Raw genomic sequence first — 19,894 nt, 5'->3', positions numbered from 1 at the left:
AATATTTATTTTTGTCATTTGTTATTTCGTTGATGATATATATGTATGGGCGTAAAAAAAGAGCCCATTTAATATGGCCCTTATCGAAAGTTTTAATGTTTCTCTTTTTTCTAGAACACGAACTTAAATAATACGAAGATCACCGCAAGTATTCCACCGAGAATCAGCCAATTGCTGATTTCCCACCAAATGCTCTTCCCTCCGGCTAAAAGCTGTTGTTCATTTTCTTCATGACGCTGTTTGTGTGTATGTGGTTCGGAGGCATGGGGCGGCTTGCTGAAGTCCATCATATACATTCCCCTTTCCAGCAGCTTTAATCTTATTGTTCCAGTATAACCCATAATTGAGTGGGAATTTGATCATTTATTAAAATGTATTAATGTATTATTGAATAGACAATTCTTCTTCTGTGACCCATTTATGATTCTTCACCGGATCTCCACCTGTAGTTGGGATGTAATCAACCATATATACCGTCGTTTGCTCAGCGGAGTCAACCTTTGCCTTAGCACCTTTCATTCCTGGCATGTGGTCAGCGTTCAGCACAACCTCTGCTCCTGCTGCATAAGGTTGATCCGTATGGCCCTGAATTTCCTCTTGGATGACCCATTTATGATTTTTTACAGTGTCTCCCCCTGTGGTTGGTGTGTACGAGACTGCATAGGCTGTCGTCTCATAGGCTCCCACAATGGTCGCTTCTGCACCCTTCATTCCAGCCATATGGTCCGTACTCATCACGGCCTGGCTGCCCACTGGATATGTAGGATCTTTCTTTTCCTGAAGTCCTTCCGGTAATTCTCCCGAATCCGAGTGGTGCATCTCTCCTGTGCTCGCTGCATGACTGTCACTACTGCTATTATGCTGCTCAGCATTCTTGCCACATCCACTTAACATCAGACTGCCCGTGATCACCGTAGTCAGCAATATCATTGCATACTTTTTCATAAGTTGCACTCCTTTTGAACTTTCGATTTCTACACTAATAATATACCCCACATGGGTATATTTCAATCATGATTAATTTCTTTTTCTACTATTGGATATCCCTGAAAAATTAATAACATATCAAAAAACCTCCGATTCCTCGGAGGCCTTAAGTGTGTTGGACATTATTTTAGATACATGCTTCAGACTTCAACAGTGAAGTCCAAACGAAAGTATTGAATCGCCCCGGCTCAAGATTAGGCTAGTCCCACGGTAACATTGACGTTCCCTTTAATGCCTTTGGAATATGGGCAGTAGTCATGAGCAAGTTTGACAAATTTCTGTGCTGTCTCTTCATCCAGACCTTCAATTTTAACTTCAAGTTCAACTTCGAGCTTCACACCATTATCCTCAGGGTCCGTTACTAGCATAACCGTAGCCGATACTGTGCTTCTCTCAATTTCGACTTTGTGTTTCTTCAACTGAAACTCCAGCGCTGAATTAAAGCAAGCACTGTAGCCTGCTGCAAACAATTGTTCTGGATTCGTAGCTGTCGTTACTTTCCCCCCCAGTTCAGGTGGTGCAGCGACATCAAGCATAAATACGTTATCCGGCGATTGCACGATCCCTTGACGTCCACCTGTATTGATAACTGTAGTTTCGTATAATGTTTTCATGAGTATTGTCTCCTCTGTATGTTTTAGATTTTATTTTGTAAAGATGATGTCTCTTTTATTTTGATTACAATTAGATTGTACACAATTCAATTGTGTTTGTAAATAATTATTGTATAATTAAAAACAACCATTCCCTCTTGTAATAGCAGGAAATGGTTGCTCCGTAATTGATAACTATCTATTAATGATCCAGAAGTTGAGTCTACCTAATATAGTTTAGCTTTTACATTTTCTTCTCAAAGCCCTCCATCGGTGCAAGGGAATTCTGGTAGTCAGTCCCTTCCTGACTGTCGGTAGTAAAGTGCATGACCTCCCGAAACGAACCTTCCAGATAAGTCTGCATTGCCAAAGGAATGCGCAATTCATCCATATCCGAAGGGGATATTTGGTAACGAATGCTGCCAAGGTCACCTGCTTTTACCTTCTGTACCCATTTCGGCTCGCGAATCAATTCCCGTCCGAGTGCAGCCAAAGTTGCTCCGGCGTTAATAACTTCTTCTGCGTCTTCCGGCCTCTCAATCGATCCGATACCGATCAGAGGTTTTTTGTGATCCAAAACCCGAACGAATTTAGATAAAATTGGCTCTTTGTCATCGGGGTGGTTTAAAGAGGTTCGTTTGTAACTTCCCATCGACAGATGAATGTAATCAATCCGAGTGTCTGTCAGAGCCTGGGCAAACGCCAAGGAGTCTTCGAGCTGGATGCCCGGCATATGAATTTCTTCCGGTGAAATCCGATAACCGAGGATGAAGGGTTTATCCGCATGGGCATCGATAACCGATGCAACTTCCTGAATGACCTCCAGCGGAAATCGCATGCGATTTTCAAAGCTCCCACCCCACTGATCGGACCGTTGATTGGAATTGACGGAGAAAAATTGTTGCAACAGATACGTGTTAGCACCGTGAAGCTCTACCCCATCAAAACCAGCTTGAATGGCCCGTAAGGTTGCTCTGCCGAAATCCTTAATAATGCTTTCGATTTCCTCAGATGTTAATTCACGCGGTGTCTCAGAGCCGATTGGATGTGCGGCAGCGATTGCACTCGCACTGGTGGGTTGAACACCTCTTAGCGTTTTGGAGTTCGTTTTGCGACCTGCATGAAAGATTTGCACAATGGCTTTCGTTCCGTCTTTCTGAATGGCCCTTGCAATTTTGGACAGTCCTTTGATTGTGGAATCACTTGCGATGGAAAGCTCACCTTCGAAGCCTTTTCCACCTTCGGTTACGTACGCAACACCCGTAATGATCATACCAGGGCCACCAGCCCGTTCTGCATAATAATCGACTTCATCATTGGTAATTGAACCGTCGAAGAAACTGGACATCGTTGTCATCGGCGCCATGACCACTCTATTTTTCAACATAAAACCATTCGCAAATGTATAAGGCTGCAAGAAATTAAGATTACTATTTCCCATATATATTCTCTCCCTTTATTAGGCTTGTTCGCCCTTGTCTCTGTTTCATGGGTTATTGTATAGTAGGGTGAAAAAAGAGTATAGTATGCACTTAAAAGGTAGATACTATCTAAAAGGAGAGTGGAATATGGAAACTACTGAGGAAGTAAACGTTAAACCATTTTCACATGCCATGTCGTTGATCGGCGGAAAATGGAAAATGCATATCTTGTTTTGGTTATGGAAAAAAGAAACATTGCGATATGGAGAATTGAAAAGAGCCTTAGGAGGGATTACGCATAAAATGCTAAGCTCTCAGCTGAAAGAATTAGAGGCCGACCAATTAATAATCCGTACAGAGTACCCACAATTACCGCCAAAAGTAGAATACTCTTTGTCTCGTGAAGGATTAACACTGATGCCTGTGCTGGAGATTCTCTGCGATTGGGGTAAACAGAATCTCGCTGATTTGCAGAAGAGTCAGTGAACGTACTGCAAGCTTTATATTTTCAGTAGAATACTACAAGTGCAGCAGTACGTGAACTGAATTTACTTGTTGGGATTTTAAAGTACTCTCAGTCATTAATGGAGAGCATCTTTCGGAGGAGTAGTGTAGTTTGGTTTTAATCTTCTGAACTTTCGAGTAGAAATTTTCCGATAACATTCTCGTTGCTATCGTACAAGTTTATATACTTATCTACTTTTGGTTCATTCATACTCCGAATTGCTTCTTCTGGATTTTGTGGCAAATCTTGATTCATATCTGAAGTCTTGATGTAACCTTCAGTTCCGTCTACACCTATAGCCTTAACTAGATCTAATACTGTTTCATCATGATAAACAAATGAACCATATGTATCACCGTTATCATTGATTTTTATTTCCATTTGATCTTCAGAGGGACTAGTATCAGCAGATGCAGCTCCCCAGCCATAGACACCTATTCCAACCCCTAAAGCAAAAGTCACTCCAACTGTAATTAATTTTAGTGATTTCGTTCTCATAAGAATATCCTCCTAATGATGAATGATTGGTGTTATTTTATTCAAGTTATTTTTGGTCTGCTTGAAAATGCACCCTGATCTTTACTTGTGAGTACTCAAAACTTTGTTTGTAATTTTAATATCCTATATATAAATGAACACTTACAATCAGGAAATGTTACACAAGGAGAAAACTTTTTATTTAAAATTAGAACTCCAGCAGTTCTGCAATTGTTAAGTATTTATGCCGGTGCTGGATCGCTGCATCATAAGCAGTTATTTTTCTCACTATGGAGGCTTTTTGACGGCAAACAATCGATTTATAATCGTTTCTGCCAAGTGATTAAATACTTTTGGCTGCTGTTTGGGTTAACGTAAAAAATACCAACTCACAGTTAATGTGATGTTGGTATTTTTTTACCGATAATCAATAACAGAACTTGTAGAAAGCAATTTCAATTTAATTAACGAGATACTTAGCAAAAAAACATGGTCTTGACCATAAATTGACCATTTCTCTTTAATGAACACAAAATTATAGTGAAGTTTCTTCTATAAGGAAAAGAAGCCTTGCTCTGCAAGGCTTCTCGCGTATGATCTGTAGTGGGCTCGAACCACTGACCCCTACCCTGTCAAGATAGTGCTCTCCCAGCTGAGCTAACAGATCATGATATCTAGTTATTGTCCAATCAAGTAACAGTATCATACCAAGTAACCGTGTTCATTGTCAATCGTTATATTGGTAATATTTTATTCGAATTGGTGCACAATAAAGGAAAGATTACCATTTTGATGACGAGGTGACTTCCATATGAGGAACATGAAAGAACGTAAACTGCGTTTATTTATCACAGCCAAAAACATAGCCTGTCTGATTGCGCTTGTTGCATTAATATACGTTTCTGTCGGTTGCAGTTTAGAACGCGATGAACACACCGTACAATTCCAACAGTTGAAAGTACCCCATGAGGTTAATGATGACCTGCCTGTTTGGATGGATGTGTATTCCAAGTCTGTTGTGCATGACGTTTACTCCCCACAAGGCAATGTTGAAGTCTTACCCTGAGAAACATTATGTCGCATTTCACTCATCTTCGTCCCACTTTTTGGAATAAGCCTTCTTGGTCACATAATACAACAAAGCTATCATTCCGGCCGACATCAAAAGGGTGATTGCCATCACTCCAGCCATACCCATGGTTCAAACCTCCTCTCCCAGTATGTTCCAGTCTTAACTATACAGTAAAAGCATTTTTTTGTATAATTCAGTCTGATAGCGTAGAGCAGAAAGAAGGTATGGAATTGGCAGCTGAGATTAGTTATGTAACGACTGAAGAACAACTCCAGAAAGCACTGGATATTCGCAATAACGTTTTTGTAATCGAGCAGCAAGTGCCTGCTGACATTGAGATTGATCAATATGATATCATCAGTCCGGATGTGCATCACGTGTTGTTGAGTAAAGATGGACAGGCAGTAGCCACGGGGCGTCTGATCTATTACACCAAGGATACCGCCAAAATGCAGCGCATCGCTGTACTCAAATCGCATCGTGCGTTCGGTTATGGACGTGTGCTGCTGTTAGCCATGGAAGAACGGGCACGTGAATTGGGATTGGCCTATTCTGTTTTGGACGCACAATGCCAGGCGCAGAAGTTCTATGAGAAGCTCGGATATGAAGTGATCTCGGAAGAGCCTTTTTATGATGCAGACATTCTGCATGTTCGTATGCAAAAGAGCCTGTAAATAACCTTTGCGTGCGAGATAAAGCTATGTGGTGCATACTTTTTTTTGATCCGGACAGGCTAAAGAGGTAACCAGATTCCTATTTGGCCAGATAAGGAGAGTGTGACATCATGGATCAAACGACACGCGAAAGCTTCACAGCAGTACAAAAAAATGGAGACGGCGATCTGACGGCGTTCCAAACTTCATCCGGGCGTGTGCTGGATTACCAACAGGCACTGGCTGAAGTAAAAGCGGGAGCAATTGCAGGTGTGAACGTCTTTAAAGGCAAAGACGGCGAAATGTACATTCGCGGTGACGCAGACGGCGACCCAACCAATAACCTGGATCAACTTCCTATCTTCTAATAGATGTACACTGATTAACAAGGCGCCAATCCGGCATTCCGGGTTGGCGTTTTTACGTTTTAATATTCGGTAAAATATTTCACGGCATCGCCAGCAGGCTGGCTTTTGCGAATGGGTTGTGGTTCCTGCTCCCATGCTTGCAGAATGAGTATACCTTCCAACGTAGACTTGTTCTCCCACACAATATGCTGCCTGCGCTCAAGCTCCAGCAGTGACTCATGAATGAACGCCTTGCTTCTTCCCGTCTTATTCTCCAGCTCATCCATCCGTGGCACTCGGCGGCGCTGGCCCGCATAATTAACAATTATACGCAAAATTTTGCGTTCAAAATCGTTCAGCATATATCTTCCTTCCCTTCCTTATGGAGTACGGGACGCCATGCCAGAATACCTTGTTCCAGAAAAGTTCTTGGTGAACCCTCTTTTCCTGCGGATGCTCTAATCTTTCCTTCGCGTACACTGTTGATTCGAATCTGCCGCTGCGTAATATGCCCTGCACGATCCATGTAGACGAGTTCCACCATCTGACCAATATATTTTCCTAGCATAATCATCCCTCCAATAAGAACATGTGTTTGTTTTATTATTATATGCGAACATAAGTTCTTTATTCAATAACTAAAAAAAGGATTTTCTTGAAATTAAAAAAACCAGACTCACTCCCTTCATAGGGAAGTCTGGTTCCTGTCCTGCTTGCTATGCAATCTCAACGTCGATCCGATTCCATGAATTGTACCTTTTTCAACTGCTGGGTAGACGGGTTAAAATCAACATTTACAAATACAGCAAATTGTTTACCGTCTTTGTTACGAACCCATAACTTGAACTGTTCACGAGATTGGTCTGCTGTTAGTGAGGTGCGGCCGATGTGTTTGTAATCCAAAATATCCACGTTGTACTTGGTTTGTGTTTCTTTCACTGCAATAATTCCCCATTTCGCATAATCCGGAATCGCAGTTGCTGAACTGGTTGATAATCCACTTAAACTTAGTATCACCGTCATCAGGGCTACGATGAGCATTCTCATATCATTCACTCCTCGGGACAATGTTTACGTTAGCCTGCCCTGTAGAAGTTTATTTTACACCAGTAGACGAATGATAAACGCAATCGGTTGCAGGAGCGATTGAACTGTACTTATCGCCATCTTATACCGTTCAATTGGTGAATTGAAGCTTATCCCCCAGTCACCCTCCAATAAAAAATTTCGCAGAGGTGGATCTTCCTGCTTTTCCAAACCGTACTTTTCTGCAAGCTCATCTTTTCTTTGTTGATCCAACTCACTCGGATAATCTGCATATGCTCCCGTAACATCGCTACATCCAAAAACGACAAGCAGCAGGACACCCCATCCCACCATAATCCAACGTTTGCGCACGCTCAGTTTCTCCTTCATTTAAATCAGATAATGACAACTATACTTAACTTCATTCGTCCTGATTGTACATAAATAACACGGGATTGGAAATAACAAATGTAGACTCATTACATACGTCTTAAGCCTTATTTTCAAAATTATGGGTTTAGCGTATTCAATAAACGTGTAATAGGCCATGCAAGCATCACTTCATTATTCTGAGCAATCATTTCGAGGAGGTTACACCTGAATGTTCAAACGTATGGATGAAATCGCAATTGAAATCCCCAATGTCGAGAGACCGGACCCGAATGCAGCGGCAGCAATACAAGAATTGCTGGGTGGTAAATTCGGAGAGATGTCAACGTTGAACAACTACCTCTATCAATCCTTTAATTTTCGTTCCAAAGAAAAATTGAAACCCTTCTACGATCTGGTGATGAGTATCACCGCCGAAGAATTGGGTCATGTGGAGCTTGTGTCTCACGGCATTAACAAATGCCTCAGAGGTTCCACCGAATACAAAGAGCCTGACGATACACCGCTTGGTTCCGTGAAGGATGCACGTCTGTCCTATCATTTCCTGGCTGGCGCACAGGGAGCAATGCCTTTCGACTCCATGGGCAATCCCTGGACAGGAGCCAACGTCTTCAACAGTGGGAATTTGGTCGAAGATTTGCTGCATAACTTTTTCCTTGAATGCGGAGCACGTACACATAAAATGAAAGTTTACGAAATGACCGATCACCCCGCAGCTCGGGCAGTTGTTGGCTATTTGTTGGTACGCGGTGGCGTACATGTGGTCGCTTATGCTAAGGCGCTTGAAATCGCAACCGGAGTGAATGTAACCAAATTGGTGCCGATTCCATCCCTGAGCAACAAATCCTTTAACGAAGCGTGGAAATACGAAGAAAAAGGCCTACACACCAAGCTGTATACTTATAGTGATAAAGACTTTACTGCGATCAGTCAGATCTGGAAAGGGACACACCCCGAAGATGGACAAGCGCTGGAAGTCATTCAAGGCGTACCTGAAGGGTACCCGATCCCGGAAGCTCCTGCGGTGGAAGAGGAATTCGCACCGGGCATTTCGCAGGAAGACTTTCAGGAAATTGCACGTCGTCTGAAGATGGCGGGAAATATTGCGGAATAAGGTAGCATTATGTAGTGGATGTATTAGTTGTTCTTGATTGGGCTTGAAATGGATTAAGCCCTCGAATCTTGCTGCTTCAGTGGGCAGGATCGAGGGCTTTTATTGATGTATTAAAACATGGATTTAATGCTGTTGATGAACTTTTGCCCTGTGTTTGGCTCTGTCAGTGTAATGTCCCACATTACAATATTGGTCATCGCATTTGAATCATCGTTAAATACTTTTATAGTCAATGCATTAACCCCTTTTAACGGAATTCGAAAAGAGTCAGGATGGTTCTCCCCGCTGTTCGCTGATACAACCAGGGAATAAATTTCGGTTCCATCAGCGATAAAGCTTACTGTAATACTCTCATTGCTCGCTGTGCGGAAAATATCGTCCGGTATAGCGAAATAACCTGTCATATTTTTGTATTTTCCATTTAAGAGATATGAAAACTCATCCGTTTTTTGTTTCTCTCTACTATACAGATTGATTTGAGGCTCGACATTTGTCTGCCCTACTGTAAAACCGGAGAGTTCTTCATCCCATGTAACAGCCCCATCACTCGAAGCAAGTTCATTCAGTGCAACACTTTTTCCGTCAACGTTATCTAAATAATGATTGAGACCACCAACTACAGATATCGTAACCATTGAGAAAATAATCGCTGTCAGGAAGATTCGAATAAGTCCTTTTAATGTATTCCGCTGATGCATTACTACCCGCTGTGCACCATATCCCACGGCAGCCCCTAAAGTATTAATCAGGATATCGTCTATATCAAACGCACCTAAACGCGAAATCATTTGTACCGTCTCTATCATCGTAATACATAGAATGAATAGGCTGATAAAGCGAATAAACCCACAGCGAAAGAGGAGCGGAATGACCATCCCGAAGGGGATGAAGGCTATAAAGTTCCCCATTTCAAAAAACCAAATCTTAAAATCTCTCCCCATCGGAAAATGTAAAGGAATTCCTTGAGGGGTTAAGCTGTATCGTAAACCCTGATCAAGACTGGACGAGCTTCTATCGAAGCCCAAGAATAAGAAATACAATGTTAAACAAGTATACAACGATAACAATACAATGATGAATTTTCTCGACTTTCCTTGATACAAAATCAAAATCACACCTTCTTTTTTCAATAAACTTCTACATCATCAAATCATTCCCACACTATAATCTGCAGAAATTTCCTCGACTTGAATGGCGGTCTGCACAGTCTGAACTTTTCTGAATCACAAAATGAAAAATACGCTTCTTAAATTGTAAATTGCTTGTTATCGTATTTTATTCAGTAGTGGTACTACAACCTCATCCAATTCCTCAAGCATCTCACTTTTAGTAGGATTATTCAAAATTCTTTCCAAATCATCCTTCAATACTATTAGATATCGGGAAGGCAATCTACTGATTAAACCACTGATCATAAAATATTCCCATTGTGGGTCTTTAGTTTTAAATACATTTTGAATATGAGGAATAAGTTCTTCTCCAAATCTCAAAAGTAAATCTTCTACGGACTTGGCAATGGGCCAATTTCCATCTTGCAACCATTCCATAAGCTCAGGAATGATATCTCGCAATTCTTCATTACCTAATTCACTTAACTTACGCACCGCTTCGAAATCATGCTTCTCGCGGGGAAGCCATCCTCTAACATCCATGCTCATCACCTCTTGTCATCCGACGATGAAATCCAGCATTCCTACTTCTGCTCCTCTGCCGGCTCGATATCTTCTATTTTCACTTCAATCTGATCCTGAGTATCCGTGGTTGACATGGCATCTCGCATACGAATAGTCCATATTCCTGTCTTCTGATCAAAATCAACATTCTCAATTACAGGAATACGTACTTGCTCTCCGTCTGACGAGTACAATCCAGCCCGGATGGCATCCTCCTCACTCCTATGAGCACCATCTGGGGTGGCCGGGCAAGATACAGCAATCGTTTCCGCTCTGGCTTGTCCAGGGTAAGGCTGGTTTTCGGGGCTGCCATCCGTCCAAATCTCAACATAGGAGCCGATCTTAGGATTAGGCGCATTGGAGAACCATTTGGCCGGATAATACCGATCCGATCCCCCATTGGCACTGAAATTTTCAAATGCAGGGTTAACAACAAGCATGGAATTCTCCTTGCGGTCAACCACATAACCAACGAAGCCTTCTGCTCTTTGTGCATTCGCCTGGACATGTGTCTCACATTCGTTTTGCCCAAATAAATCACCTTGATTTATTGCTCTTGTACCAGTACCTTCCCCATACAATCAATATCACACATAACAAAAGTGCACAGTATCCCCAGGTGAAAAACAAAGCTAGTCCCAATCCAATGTTGGCTCCTATATATCCCCCGCGTAACTCCGTATATAATGCATACCCCAATGGTACGCTGCCTACAACAAAAAGTCCGATTAACCATCCGCCCCAACGTTTAAAATTAGATCCCTCTCTATCCTTGGAAATCTTTTGGATACCTTGAGCCAGTAGAATCAACATTAAAATCAATATTAGCCAGGTTATGAAAATGTACAACATAGCTTTTGTCTCCTCTCCTTCAAATTCCCCTTATTTTCGCGCAAAGGTTTTCCGCCTGTTTGTCCCCGCTTTCGATATACTGATCACATTCGAACTATATTGATAATGATTAACATCATCCAATGAGTAGCCTATGCGGGAGAAACCATAACGATGGACGCAACACACAAGATCGGTACCCTTATACTCATGATTACCCTGATTGGTGTGCTGTTATCAGCCTGCGACAGCAAAGCAGAGCCACACCCTCTTCCAAAATTGTCGCGATGGGCAGTATGGCCGGACAATGCTGACACTGGGCATTCGGCCTGTTGGCGCAGAACTCACCATCATCCGTCATCAAATCGTGTACCGGAACCAATTGCAGTACATTCAAGATGTGGGTGTAATCAACAACGCTTCCGTTATTGCAGGTTTGGAGCCTGACCTTATTGTCTATGAGCACCGTTCGGACGCGATGAGAGAGTTGCTTGAGCAGGTGGCGCCCACACTTACTATCAATCCGGCCAGCAATACCGCCGAGCAGCTGCGCTGTATTGCGAAAAATGTGGGTGAAGAACAGAAAGCGGAACAATGGATTGTCCACGCCTCTGTTCGTGCACACACGTATACGACAAACGCCAAATGGAACTTCGATGACCCGATCACAAGAGATCGTTTACTCAAAGTCATGCCACGTATTTTAAAACATCCACTGACTTAGATGTGTGATACTCTTCTCTCGCCAGCAGGCACAACGTGATATTAAAAAGTAAAAAAAGACGCCTTCGCTTACTCAAGATAATGAGTAGATGAAGGCGTTAATTTTTAATTTATATACAGCTTCCTTATATTACGTTCACAAACTCTCTGTTACGTTCAGGCACCAAACTGTGCATAATGCAGACGACTGTATACTCCACCTGCTTCAAGCAATTCTTCGTGTCTGCCCTGCTCTGTAATCCCTTGCTCGGCAACAACAATAATGCGATCCGCATTTTTGATCGTAGCCAATCTGTGGGCAATAACCAGGGTAGTCCGTCCTTCGGACAATTCCGCAAGGGATTGCTGGATCGCTGCTTCGGTCTCAGTATCCAGTGCAGATGTAGCTTCATCCAAAATTAGAATCGGAGGATTCTTCAGGAACATACGCGCAATGGACAAACGTTGTTTCTGTCCACCGGACAGTTTCACACCGCGTTCCCCGATTAACGTGTCCATCCCATCCGGCATGGAAGTAATGAGTGTCTCCATCTGAGCACGACGAGCGGCCATCCAGATTTCTTCCTCTGTTGCATCCAGCTTGCCATACGCAATATTCTCACGAACTGTCCCATCGAAGAGGAACACGTCCTGCTGCACAATTCCGATCTGACTGCGTAATGAATCCAGCGTCATGTCTTGAATCTCCTGACCATCGATCGTGATGCGACCTTCCAGCACATCATAGAAACGAGGCAGCAGACTGCACAGCGTTGTTTTTCCTGCACCGGATGGTCCAACAAGAGCCACTGTTTCGCCAGCGTGAATATTCAGATCAATCCCTTTCAGAACAGGCTCCTGATCCGAATAGCCAAAGGTCACCTGCTCATATCGGATATCTCCACGCAGATGAGAGACCGTAGTGGCACCCGGTCGATCTTCAACGTCCGGCTCCATATCGAGCAATTCCGTATAGCGTTTGAAACCTGCAATCCCTTTTGGATACGTCTCAATAACGGAGTTGATCTTCTGAATGGGTGTAAGAAACACATTGGACAGCATAATGAACGCAATAAATTGACCATAGCTCATACTTCCATTAATGACAAACCAAGTGCCGCAAACTAGTACAAAAAGGGATACCAGCTTCATCAGCATGTAACTGATGGAAGAGTTCCAAGCCATGATTTTGTACGCGATCAGTTTGGTCTGACGAAAGCGGCTATTGTTCACAGCGAATTGTGCTTTTTCATGCTCTTCATTAGCAAAAGCCTGAACCACGCGAATACCACTTACATTGTTTTCTACACGTGCGTTAAAATCCGCTATATCCCCAAACATTCGGCTAAATGCCTTGGACATCTTGCTGCCAAAATACAAGGATAGATAAATAATGAGCGGTACGATAATAAATGTTAATACGGCCAGATTTCCGTTGATGCTCATCATGATGCTGAATGCACCGATCAACGTCATCACTGCGATAAATACATCTTCCGGGCCATGATGGGCAATCTCGCCGATATCCATGAGGTCATTGGTCATACGAGAGACTAGGTGTCCGGTTTTGGTATTGTCGAAGAAACGAAATGACAGCTTCTGTACATGGTTAAAAAGTGCCTTACGCATATCGGTCTCGATATTAATACCAAGCTTATGTCCCCAGTATGTAACAACAAAGTTGAGGAACGAGTTTAATAGATAGATCGCGAGCAGCGCAAGACATGCCCATAATATCCAGTCCCAGCGTCCCCCTGGCAAAAGGTCATCCACGACTCTATTAACTGCCAGCGGGAAGGCCAGTTCCAGCAGAGCTACAAAAATCGCGCAGCTAAAGTCCAGAATGAACAGCTTTTTGTAAGGCCTGTAATAGGCAAAGAAACGGCGAAGCATGGACTGGAGTCCTCCTTATAGCAACCATACAACATGATTGCTTTCTATTTCGTTTTGCTCAAGAGATACAGGAAGTACGGGGCACCAATGATGGCAACCAGAATACCTGCCGGAATCTCTGAAGGCTGCAAGATTACGCGTCCCAGCGTATCTGCAACAAGCACAAGCAATGATCCGACCAGAGCGGATGCAGGCAAAAGGAACTGATGTTTTGGTCCCACGAGACGACGTGCCAAATGTGGACCGATTAGACCCACAAAACCAATGCCGCCACTGACGGATACGCATGATCCGGCCAGTCCCACGGCAGCAGCCAGTAGGATCAGTCTTTCACGCTCCACCGGTGCGCCGAGACCACTCGCTGTTTGATCGCCAAGGTTCAGCACATTGAGCACACGGGCTTTATACAGAACAAGCGGCACAAGGACAATGAGAAACGGCAGCAACGCTGTTACGAATTTCCAGTTGGAACCCCAGATGCTACCTGCCATCCAAGTGGCCACAAATTGATACTTCTCCGGACTGAGCCGAAGTGTAAGTACGATCATAGCTGAGCTGATCCCTGCAGCTACCCCAATCCCTGTAAGCAACATGCGCGTAGGCATGAGACCTTCTCCCTTTTTGTAAGAGAGCACATAAATCAGAAATGCAGCAAATGTTGCACCGATCAGGGCCAGAATTGGCAGCAAAAATACCGGAGCCGCCGTCGTTGTTGGGAAGAAGGATACAAACAACATCACAACCAATCCCGCTCCAGCGTTGATACCCAGAATCCCTGGATCAGCCAGAGGATTTCGGGATACCCCCTGCAGAATACAACCGGACAGCGCAAGTCCTGCACCAACCAGAACCGAAATGACGATACGCGGCAAACGGAATTCAAACAGGATCAGTTCCTGCTTTGCCGTCCCACCGCCAAACAAGGTCCGCATAACCTCAAGTGGAGAAAGCCGAGTGAACCCTGTATTCATACTGATAATAAAAGCCGTAATAATCAACGCACCAAGCACAATCATGACAATGGTGCTTTTTGTTCTCTTTTTGCGTTCTGCTCCAACCAGAGTTGAGGATTCCATGGTTACAGAGTCCTCCTTTCTTTACGCGCCAGATAGAGGAAGAAAGGTACCCCAATTAGGGCAACCAAGGCGCCAATTGGCGTCTCATATGGCGGGTTAATCATACGTGCAGCCAGATCTGCGAATACGAGCAGCAGACTGCCCATCACTGCGGAACATGGAATAATCCAGCGATAATCGACCCCAACCAATTTACGTGTGAGATGGGGAATGATAAGCCCTACAAAACCAACAGCACCCACCACGGATACGGCTGTACCCGCGAGGATCAAGACAACAATCAGACCAACCAGCTTGATCAAGCCAGTACGTTGACCCAACCCAACCGCAATGTCTTCTCCCAAGCTAAGCAGCGTAATGGAACGGGAAATAATAATCCCTGCAATAAGCGCAGCCAAAACCCAAGGGAACATGACCTCTAACTGGGACCACTTCGTCCCGGCTACACCACCAGCTGTCCAGAAAGCGAGATCTTGTCCAATTTTGAAATACAGTGCAATCCCTTCGCTTAGTGCTGACAACATCGCAGACACTGCCGCCCCCGCCAGAACGAGCCGGAGAGGTGTAAGTCCGGATTTGGACGCTGCACCGAAACCATAAACCAATAGAACCCCAAGTCCTGCCCCCACAAAGGAGTACAGAATGATATACATATATGGCATGCCTGGGAAAAAGGCAAAGCAGACAGCGAGCGCAAATCCTGCGCCAGCATTCAGTCCGAGTAACCCGGAATCTGCCAGCGGGTTACGGGTCATCCCCTGCATAATCGCACCGGCTACAGCGAAGCAGGCACCGACCATCGCTCCGCCAAGTATACGTGGTAACCGAATCTCCCATATGATCTGATGCGGAGTCAGTTCAGGATTAAAGTTAAAAATGGCTTCCCATACAACGCCCAGCTTAATATCTGCGGCCCCAAACGAAATGGATAACGCCATCCCCAGTGCGAGCAGCAGAATCCCCCCGGTCAGGATCAATGTGGCAGCCCAGGGACGAGTGTGTATTTTGGCTGTCGGTGATTCCGTAGGTTGACTTGCCGATGAAACTTTCGAACTCATATGTCCCCACCCTTGTTATGAGTGGTGCAGACAGATCCTATGTACATAACATTCACCTCTCTATTAATACATAACTGATATTGATATTGATTCTCATTCCCATAGACCATTGTATGTCAACTAACTGTCTCTGGCAATGGACAAATGGGACATGTTTATTGCATAAATGAATTTTTGTACTAAAAAAAGCTGCATGGATTATAAGAACTCCAATGCAGCACCGCAGTTTTAAATATGAATTAACGACTATGTACAGCAGTCAATGCTGCCAGCACATCAGGCACATCCGTAATGATTCCCTTCACACCCATGTTGATCAGTTCCTGCATTTCGGTAGGATCATTCACCGTGAACGGATGTGTTGCAATTCCCTGAGCCAGTGCAGCAGCAACTTCCTCTCGTGTTACAGCCAGCTTGTAGGGATGAAGAGCAGAAGCTTCCAGTTTGGCCGCATAATCATATGGGCGGTAGAGCTTTTCCATATATAGAATTGCTGTGCGAATTTCCGGAGCAAGCCGTTTGCACCTCACTAACGAGGCATGATTGAAGCTGGACAGAATGACCTGTTGTTCCATATCCCAATCCCGAATCGCTTGTATCAACTTTTCTTCCATTCCTTTATAACTAACAATACCATTTTTCAATTCCAGGTTAAGTAGTATGTCTTTTCCCCGAACCAGATCGAATAATTCATCCAAAGATGGAATGCGTTCTCCGGCAAAATCGGCATGGAACCAAGCTCCTGCGTCAAGAGTACGCAATTCTTCAACTGATTTATCCTTGACCCAGCCTTCTGCTCCAGCAGTGCGGCATAACGTCTCATCATGTATCAGTACAAGTCTACCATCACTGGACAGCTGCACATCCGTTTCAATGCCTGTCGCTCCAAGCTGCAAACTGCGTTCAAATGCAACCATCGTATTCTCGGGACATACGGCGGATGCTCCCCTATGGGCAATATTTTCAACTTTTTTCATTCCAGCCCCTCCTGAGATCAACATTAACTCTATGACTCTCACTATAAACACAGTTTGTCATACCTGTATTAACAGAGCGTTTAATTGTGTGCTCCGTCCGTGTATAGGGTAACATCTTGGGGTGCTGGGGATTCACTCATTTTGTGAACTCAATCTGTAAAGCAGACATAATATAGTATCAGTCATAGACAACTGCACTCCGCTGTAAGGAGGTCGCTCATTGAAACCCCTAAACAAGAAGAGATCTGTATCTCACACAACTTCCTCCCAGAAAACTCCTTTACCCAGAATTTCTGCCAAAAGCAGATCCGGCAAACCCAGCAGCAAAACAAGAACGCCCCCCGGACCACGCCAACATATGAAAAAGGCATCCGTTCGCGGGCTGGCCGTTCCTGACAAAACAAGTAATCAAGCATCTGTCATTAACACACAGCGTGGTCTGGATCAGTTGGCTGTTATCGCCGCTATTCTGGCCCTTATTGCTGCTGTAATCGGATTGTATATTGCCTGGAAAACACTCAGTTTGCCTGGTGATACGGAGGTAACGGTCTAACTCACCTTGGCCCACTCTGTCTCTCTTTTTCCTAGAGGCGGAGTTCCTTTTTTTTGCAAACAAAAAAACCGTTCCCCTGAGACGCCGACCGTACCGGCGTCTCTTTGGAAAGGCCATTTCTTCATCGGGCATTGCCCCGGCAACTATGTCACCGTCCAGGAATGGCTGACCGAATTACAGTACGAATGTACGAGAGATGATAACGAGCAGGATGAACAATACCAGAATTGCGCCTGTTGATGTCCATGCTCCACCGCCAAAGCCGCCGTATCCGTAACCGTATCCTGTGCCTTTGATTTCGCTCATGAGTGACACTCCCCTCTTTTAAGAAAGTACACTATAGACTATGTTTTGGGAGGGAACTTGCTTGGGCACATCGGAAAGTTTTCCGCTGGAGCGGGTAGTTACTTATCCTGAAGCTGAGACCACTTCTGAGTCAATTGTGCCGGAATATAGGAGGACATCCGGTTCAATAGTTCAGCGGGATCAGATTCCAGACTCCATAGACTGAGATGTGAGGTATTGGAAAATCCTTCATGCACGCTGTGCTCAACCATTTTCATCAACGGCTCGTAATATCCGTTTACATTTAGCAAACCAACGGGTTTACGATGAATACCAATTTGTGCCCAGCAAAGAACCTCAAATAGTTCTTCAAATGTACCCATCCCACCAGGAAGCGCCACAAATCCGTCGGACAGCTCGGCCATCGTTGCCTTGCGTTCATGCATCGTTCCCACTTCAATCAGCTGCGTAAGTCCTCCATGAACGACCTCTCCCCGGAATAAGCCAGTTGGCATGACACCAATCACTTCTCCACCCTGTTCCAGAGCAGCATCGGCTACCGCGCCCATTAATCCCATACATGATCCCCCATAGACAAGTGCGTACCCACTATCGGCGATCTGTTTACCCAATTTAATAGCCTGCTGTGTGTAATCGGGGTGATTTCCCGGGTTGGAGCCTGCAAAAACACATATACGTTTCAATGGGTTTCACTCCTTCTCATTATCTATTTCATTAGTGTATAACATGAATGTAAATACTATGTTACATCACTCATCATACTCAAGTGAATAAAAAAACACCCGACCGTTTGCAGCCGGCCGGGCTCCCATAATTAGTACACATCATTTAGAAGGGGTTGTTACTGTTTACTATAAAGGCCGAACATTAAATCCATATGATCTTTGCATGAAATGAATATTAAATATCATTGGACTTATCGTATTCCACGCCGTGAGCGCACCACAAACATATGCTTGTCCTTGCGAAGAATCCGGCCGTCTGCAAGCTCAACCTGATCCTCATCATGACGTATAATGGTTGTGGATAATGCTACAATTTTGGCCCGACGCCAAATCATAACCTGTGATTTGAAATAGATGGCATTTTCAAATTGTACGGCCTTTTTCATCACATATCCAACCTTATGCACCTCGGATCGCGCTTTTTTCAAGGGAAGGCTCTCTTCAGGCAGAGGCCGGATCATTGCGATATTGTCGAACGATACCTTGATCCGCTTGGGTCCGATTCGTACACAATCCGCTTCTTCATCCCACTCGACCAGCGTTCCTTTCAGTGGCTCTCGTATGCCGGTTGCACGATATACGGCTACTTTCCGTCCTACCCAATGTCGCAATGCCATCGCCCCCCCGTTTTTCTAGTTTTCCGGTATCGTCCAATCAATCGGTTCAATACCTTTGGAGGTCAAGAATTCATTGGCTTTGGAAAAAGGACGACTGCCCAGGAAGCCACGATGTGCTGCAAGCGGACTTGGATGTGTGGACTCCAACACCAGGTGTTTATCCCGGTTAATGAACGCCCCTTTCTTCTGGGCATGACTGCCCCAAAGCATAAATACCATCGGTTCTGAACGTTCATTCAATGCCCGGATAACAGCGTCAGTAAACGTCTGCCAACCCAGTCCCTGATGGGAGTTCGGCTGTCCTTCACGTACCGTCAGAACTGCATTCAGCAACAGCACACCCTGCTCTGCCCAATGAACGAGCGATCCGTGATTCGGAATCGGCAGACCCAGATCCGCGTGAAGCTCCTTATATATATTTTTCAAAGAAGGAGGAATACGCACCCCCGGTCTGACCGAGAAACTTAATCCTTGAGCCTGACCTGCTCCGTGATAAGGGTCCTGACCGATAATTACGGCCTTGACCTTATGATACGGAGTCAGTTTAAGAGCCGAGAACAAATCTTCCTTGGGTGGAAAGATGGTCTGTGTTTTATACTCGGCGGCGAGTGCATAACGAATGTTGTTGAAATACTCGGCTTCAGTCTCTTCCTGAAGCACCGTGTCCCAATCATTTCCAAACATATGTAAAGGCTCCTTTCCCTGATAAATACATATCCGTGCAGTCCACATAACGAACTGCCACCTGCGTGAGCCGTATCCTACGACTCATAGACTATCCACCATTTTAACATAACCGGGGACAGCAGACCAGAAGTGTACATCAGGGATAGGTTGCCTGTATAACTAACGTTACTTCAAAGTGACCATGGAACAGCGCGCTGCAATTTGATGTGCT

General features: G+C 44.4%; 27 protein-coding genes and 1 tRNA gene. 7 read left to right on the top strand and 21 right to left on the bottom strand.

The features are described from left to right. Positions 1 to 110: 110 nt before the first annotated feature. The 4 genes from DC345_RS31760 to DC345_RS15815 all read right to left on the bottom strand — a co-directional run bounded on the left by DC345_RS31760 (position 111) and on the right by DC345_RS15815 (position 3,021). Positions 111 to 287, bottom strand: coding sequence for a hypothetical protein (locus DC345_RS31760; protein ID WP_181586608.1), 177 nt, complete (start codon positions 285 to 287; stop codon positions 111 to 113). Positions 288 to 384: 97 nt separating this feature from the next. After that, positions 385 to 945 (bottom strand): YdhK family protein, encoded by a 561-nt coding sequence (locus DC345_RS15825; protein WP_113053904.1) that lies wholly within the window; start codon positions 943 to 945, stop codon positions 385 to 387. Between the two features lie 236 nt (positions 946 to 1,181). Then, positions 1,182 to 1,601 (bottom strand): organic hydroperoxide resistance protein, encoded by a 420-nt coding sequence (locus DC345_RS15820; protein WP_113053903.1) that lies wholly within the window; start codon positions 1,599 to 1,601, stop codon positions 1,182 to 1,184. A gap of 223 nt (positions 1,602 to 1,824) precedes the next feature. Then, the gene (locus DC345_RS15815; RefSeq protein ID WP_113053902.1) at positions 1,825 to 3,021 is read right to left on the bottom strand and encodes an NADH-dependent flavin oxidoreductase; all 1,197 of its coding nucleotides are present in this window, start codon (positions 3,019 to 3,021) and stop codon (positions 1,825 to 1,827) included. 127 nt (positions 3,022 to 3,148) lie between these two features. Between DC345_RS15815 and DC345_RS15810 the strand changes: the two genes are divergently transcribed. After that, positions 3,149 to 3,487, top strand: a complete 339-nt coding sequence (locus DC345_RS15810) for a winged helix-turn-helix transcriptional regulator (RefSeq protein WP_113053901.1) — start codon at positions 3,149 to 3,151, stop codon at positions 3,485 to 3,487. A gap of 136 nt (positions 3,488 to 3,623) precedes the next feature. Here the strand turns inward: DC345_RS15810 and DC345_RS15805 are convergent, their stop codons facing one another. After that, the gene (locus tag DC345_RS15805; protein WP_113053900.1) at positions 3,624 to 4,004 is read right to left on the bottom strand and encodes a hypothetical protein; all 381 of its coding nucleotides are present in this window, start codon (positions 4,002 to 4,004) and stop codon (positions 3,624 to 3,626) included. A gap of 573 nt (positions 4,005 to 4,577) precedes the next feature. Beyond that, positions 4,578 to 4,650, bottom strand: a tRNA-Val gene (locus DC345_RS15800). 144 nt (positions 4,651 to 4,794) lie between these two features. Between DC345_RS15800 and DC345_RS15795 the strand changes: the two genes are divergently transcribed. The 3 genes from DC345_RS15795 (at position 4,795) to DC345_RS15785 (ending at position 6,076) form a co-directional block, all read left to right on the top strand. After that, positions 4,795 to 5,049, top strand: coding sequence for a hypothetical protein (locus DC345_RS15795; protein ID WP_113053899.1), 255 nt, complete (start codon positions 4,795 to 4,797; stop codon positions 5,047 to 5,049). Between the two features lie 236 nt (positions 5,050 to 5,285). Further along, positions 5,286 to 5,729 (top strand): GNAT family N-acetyltransferase, encoded by a 444-nt coding sequence (locus DC345_RS15790; protein WP_076288307.1) that lies wholly within the window; start codon positions 5,286 to 5,288, stop codon positions 5,727 to 5,729. 110 nt (positions 5,730 to 5,839) lie between these two features. Further along, positions 5,840 to 6,076 carry a DUF3892 domain-containing protein gene (locus DC345_RS15785; protein WP_076288193.1) on the top strand — a complete coding sequence of 79 codons (237 nt, stop codon included), beginning with the start codon at positions 5,840 to 5,842 and terminating at the stop codon, positions 6,074 to 6,076. A gap of 59 nt (positions 6,077 to 6,135) precedes the next feature. On the opposite strand, the gene DC345_RS15780 is transcribed toward DC345_RS15785, so the two are convergent. The 4 genes from DC345_RS15780 to DC345_RS15765 form a co-directional block, all read right to left on the bottom strand. Continuing rightward, positions 6,136 to 6,417: a hypothetical protein gene (locus DC345_RS15780; RefSeq protein WP_079349571.1), complete on the bottom strand. Its 282-nt coding sequence runs from the start codon at positions 6,415 to 6,417 to the stop codon at positions 6,136 to 6,138. Continuing rightward, positions 6,411 to 6,623: a hypothetical protein gene (locus tag DC345_RS15775; protein WP_113053898.1), complete on the bottom strand. Its 213-nt coding sequence runs from the start codon at positions 6,621 to 6,623 to the stop codon at positions 6,411 to 6,413. The genes DC345_RS15780 and DC345_RS15775 overlap by 7 nt, the downstream gene beginning before the upstream one ends. A gap of 158 nt (positions 6,624 to 6,781) precedes the next feature. Then, the gene (locus tag DC345_RS15770) at positions 6,782 to 7,102 is read right to left on the bottom strand and encodes a DUF3889 domain-containing protein (RefSeq protein WP_113053897.1); all 321 of its coding nucleotides are present in this window, start codon (positions 7,100 to 7,102) and stop codon (positions 6,782 to 6,784) included. Between the two features lie 54 nt (positions 7,103 to 7,156). Further along, positions 7,157 to 7,453 carry a hypothetical protein gene (locus DC345_RS15765; protein ID WP_113053896.1) on the bottom strand — a complete coding sequence of 99 codons (297 nt, stop codon included), beginning with the start codon at positions 7,451 to 7,453 and terminating at the stop codon, positions 7,157 to 7,159. Between the two features lie 229 nt (positions 7,454 to 7,682). On the opposite strand from DC345_RS15765, the gene DC345_RS15760 reads away from it, so the two are divergent. After that, entirely contained in the window at positions 7,683 to 8,585 is a 903-nt protein-coding gene (locus DC345_RS15760; protein WP_113053895.1) for a manganese catalase family protein, read from the top strand. Between the two features lie 110 nt (positions 8,586 to 8,695). Here DC345_RS15760 and DC345_RS31755 read toward each other — a convergent pair whose 3' ends face one another. The 3 genes from DC345_RS31755 to DC345_RS15745 form a co-directional block, all read right to left on the bottom strand. Beyond that, positions 8,696 to 9,715: a VanZ family protein gene (locus tag DC345_RS31755; RefSeq protein WP_258530687.1), complete on the bottom strand. Its 1,020-nt coding sequence runs from the start codon at positions 9,713 to 9,715 to the stop codon at positions 8,696 to 8,698. 135 nt (positions 9,716 to 9,850) lie between these two features. Then, complete coding sequence (locus DC345_RS15750; protein WP_181586607.1) at positions 9,851 to 10,237, bottom strand: DUF5071 domain-containing protein; 387 nt, start codon at positions 10,235 to 10,237, stop codon at positions 9,851 to 9,853. A gap of 41 nt (positions 10,238 to 10,278) precedes the next feature. Beyond that, entirely contained in the window at positions 10,279 to 10,722 is a 444-nt protein-coding gene (locus tag DC345_RS15745; protein ID WP_146752139.1) for a hypothetical protein, read from the bottom strand. Positions 10,723 to 11,396: 674 nt separating this feature from the next. Here DC345_RS15745 and DC345_RS15735 point away from each other — a divergent pair. Beyond that, the gene (locus DC345_RS15735; RefSeq protein ID WP_113053891.1) at positions 11,397 to 11,813 is read left to right on the top strand and encodes an ABC transporter substrate-binding protein; all 417 of its coding nucleotides are present in this window, start codon (positions 11,397 to 11,399) and stop codon (positions 11,811 to 11,813) included. Positions 11,814 to 11,968: 155 nt separating this feature from the next. Here DC345_RS15735 and DC345_RS15730 read toward each other — a convergent pair whose 3' ends face one another. From DC345_RS15730 to DC345_RS15715, 4 genes are all read right to left on the bottom strand, one after another. Continuing rightward, positions 11,969 to 13,684 (bottom strand): ABC transporter ATP-binding protein, encoded by a 1,716-nt coding sequence (locus DC345_RS15730; protein WP_113053890.1) that lies wholly within the window; start codon positions 13,682 to 13,684, stop codon positions 11,969 to 11,971. A 44-nt stretch (positions 13,685 to 13,728) separates the two neighbouring features. Next, the gene (locus DC345_RS15725) at positions 13,729 to 14,760 is read right to left on the bottom strand and encodes a FecCD family ABC transporter permease (RefSeq protein ID WP_024631187.1); all 1,032 of its coding nucleotides are present in this window, start codon (positions 14,758 to 14,760) and stop codon (positions 13,729 to 13,731) included. Between the two features lie 2 nt (positions 14,761 to 14,762). After that, the gene (locus tag DC345_RS15720; RefSeq protein ID WP_113053889.1) at positions 14,763 to 15,818 is read right to left on the bottom strand and encodes a FecCD family ABC transporter permease; all 1,056 of its coding nucleotides are present in this window, start codon (positions 15,816 to 15,818) and stop codon (positions 14,763 to 14,765) included. Positions 15,819 to 16,057: 239 nt separating this feature from the next. Next, positions 16,058 to 16,795 carry a glycerophosphodiester phosphodiesterase gene (locus DC345_RS15715; RefSeq protein ID WP_113053888.1) on the bottom strand — a complete coding sequence of 246 codons (738 nt, stop codon included), beginning with the start codon at positions 16,793 to 16,795 and terminating at the stop codon, positions 16,058 to 16,060. 358 nt (positions 16,796 to 17,153) lie between these two features. Between DC345_RS15715 and DC345_RS31500 the strand changes: the two genes are divergently transcribed. Then, positions 17,154 to 17,348, top strand: a complete 195-nt coding sequence (locus tag DC345_RS31500; protein WP_146752138.1) for a hypothetical protein — start codon at positions 17,154 to 17,156, stop codon at positions 17,346 to 17,348. 174 nt (positions 17,349 to 17,522) lie between these two features. Here the strand turns inward: DC345_RS31500 and DC345_RS31960 are convergent, their stop codons facing one another. The 4 genes from DC345_RS31960 to ung all read right to left on the bottom strand — a co-directional run bounded on the left by DC345_RS31960 (position 17,523) and on the right by ung (position 19,680). After that, complete coding sequence (locus DC345_RS31960) at positions 17,523 to 17,654, bottom strand: YjcZ family sporulation protein (protein WP_211754062.1); 132 nt, start codon at positions 17,652 to 17,654, stop codon at positions 17,523 to 17,525. 98 nt (positions 17,655 to 17,752) lie between these two features. Further along, positions 17,753 to 18,337 carry an LOG family protein gene (locus DC345_RS15705; RefSeq protein WP_072735382.1) on the bottom strand — a complete coding sequence of 195 codons (585 nt, stop codon included), beginning with the start codon at positions 18,335 to 18,337 and terminating at the stop codon, positions 17,753 to 17,755. Between the two features lie 233 nt (positions 18,338 to 18,570). Further along, positions 18,571 to 18,996 (bottom strand): hypothetical protein, encoded by a 426-nt coding sequence (locus DC345_RS15700; RefSeq protein ID WP_181586606.1) that lies wholly within the window; start codon positions 18,994 to 18,996, stop codon positions 18,571 to 18,573. 15 nt (positions 18,997 to 19,011) lie between these two features. Continuing rightward, positions 19,012 to 19,680, bottom strand: coding sequence for a uracil-DNA glycosylase (ung, locus tag DC345_RS15695; protein WP_113054054.1), 669 nt, complete (start codon positions 19,678 to 19,680; stop codon positions 19,012 to 19,014). Positions 19,681 to 19,894: the final 214 nt, after the last annotated feature.

This window comes from Paenibacillus taichungensis (assembly GCF_003287275.1).
Taxonomy (GTDB): Bacteria; Bacillota; Bacilli; order Paenibacillales; family Paenibacillaceae; genus Paenibacillus; species Paenibacillus taichungensis_A.
The sequence above is the reverse complement of the archived record's forward strand: the minus strand, read 5'-3'. Positions and strand labels throughout refer to the sequence as shown.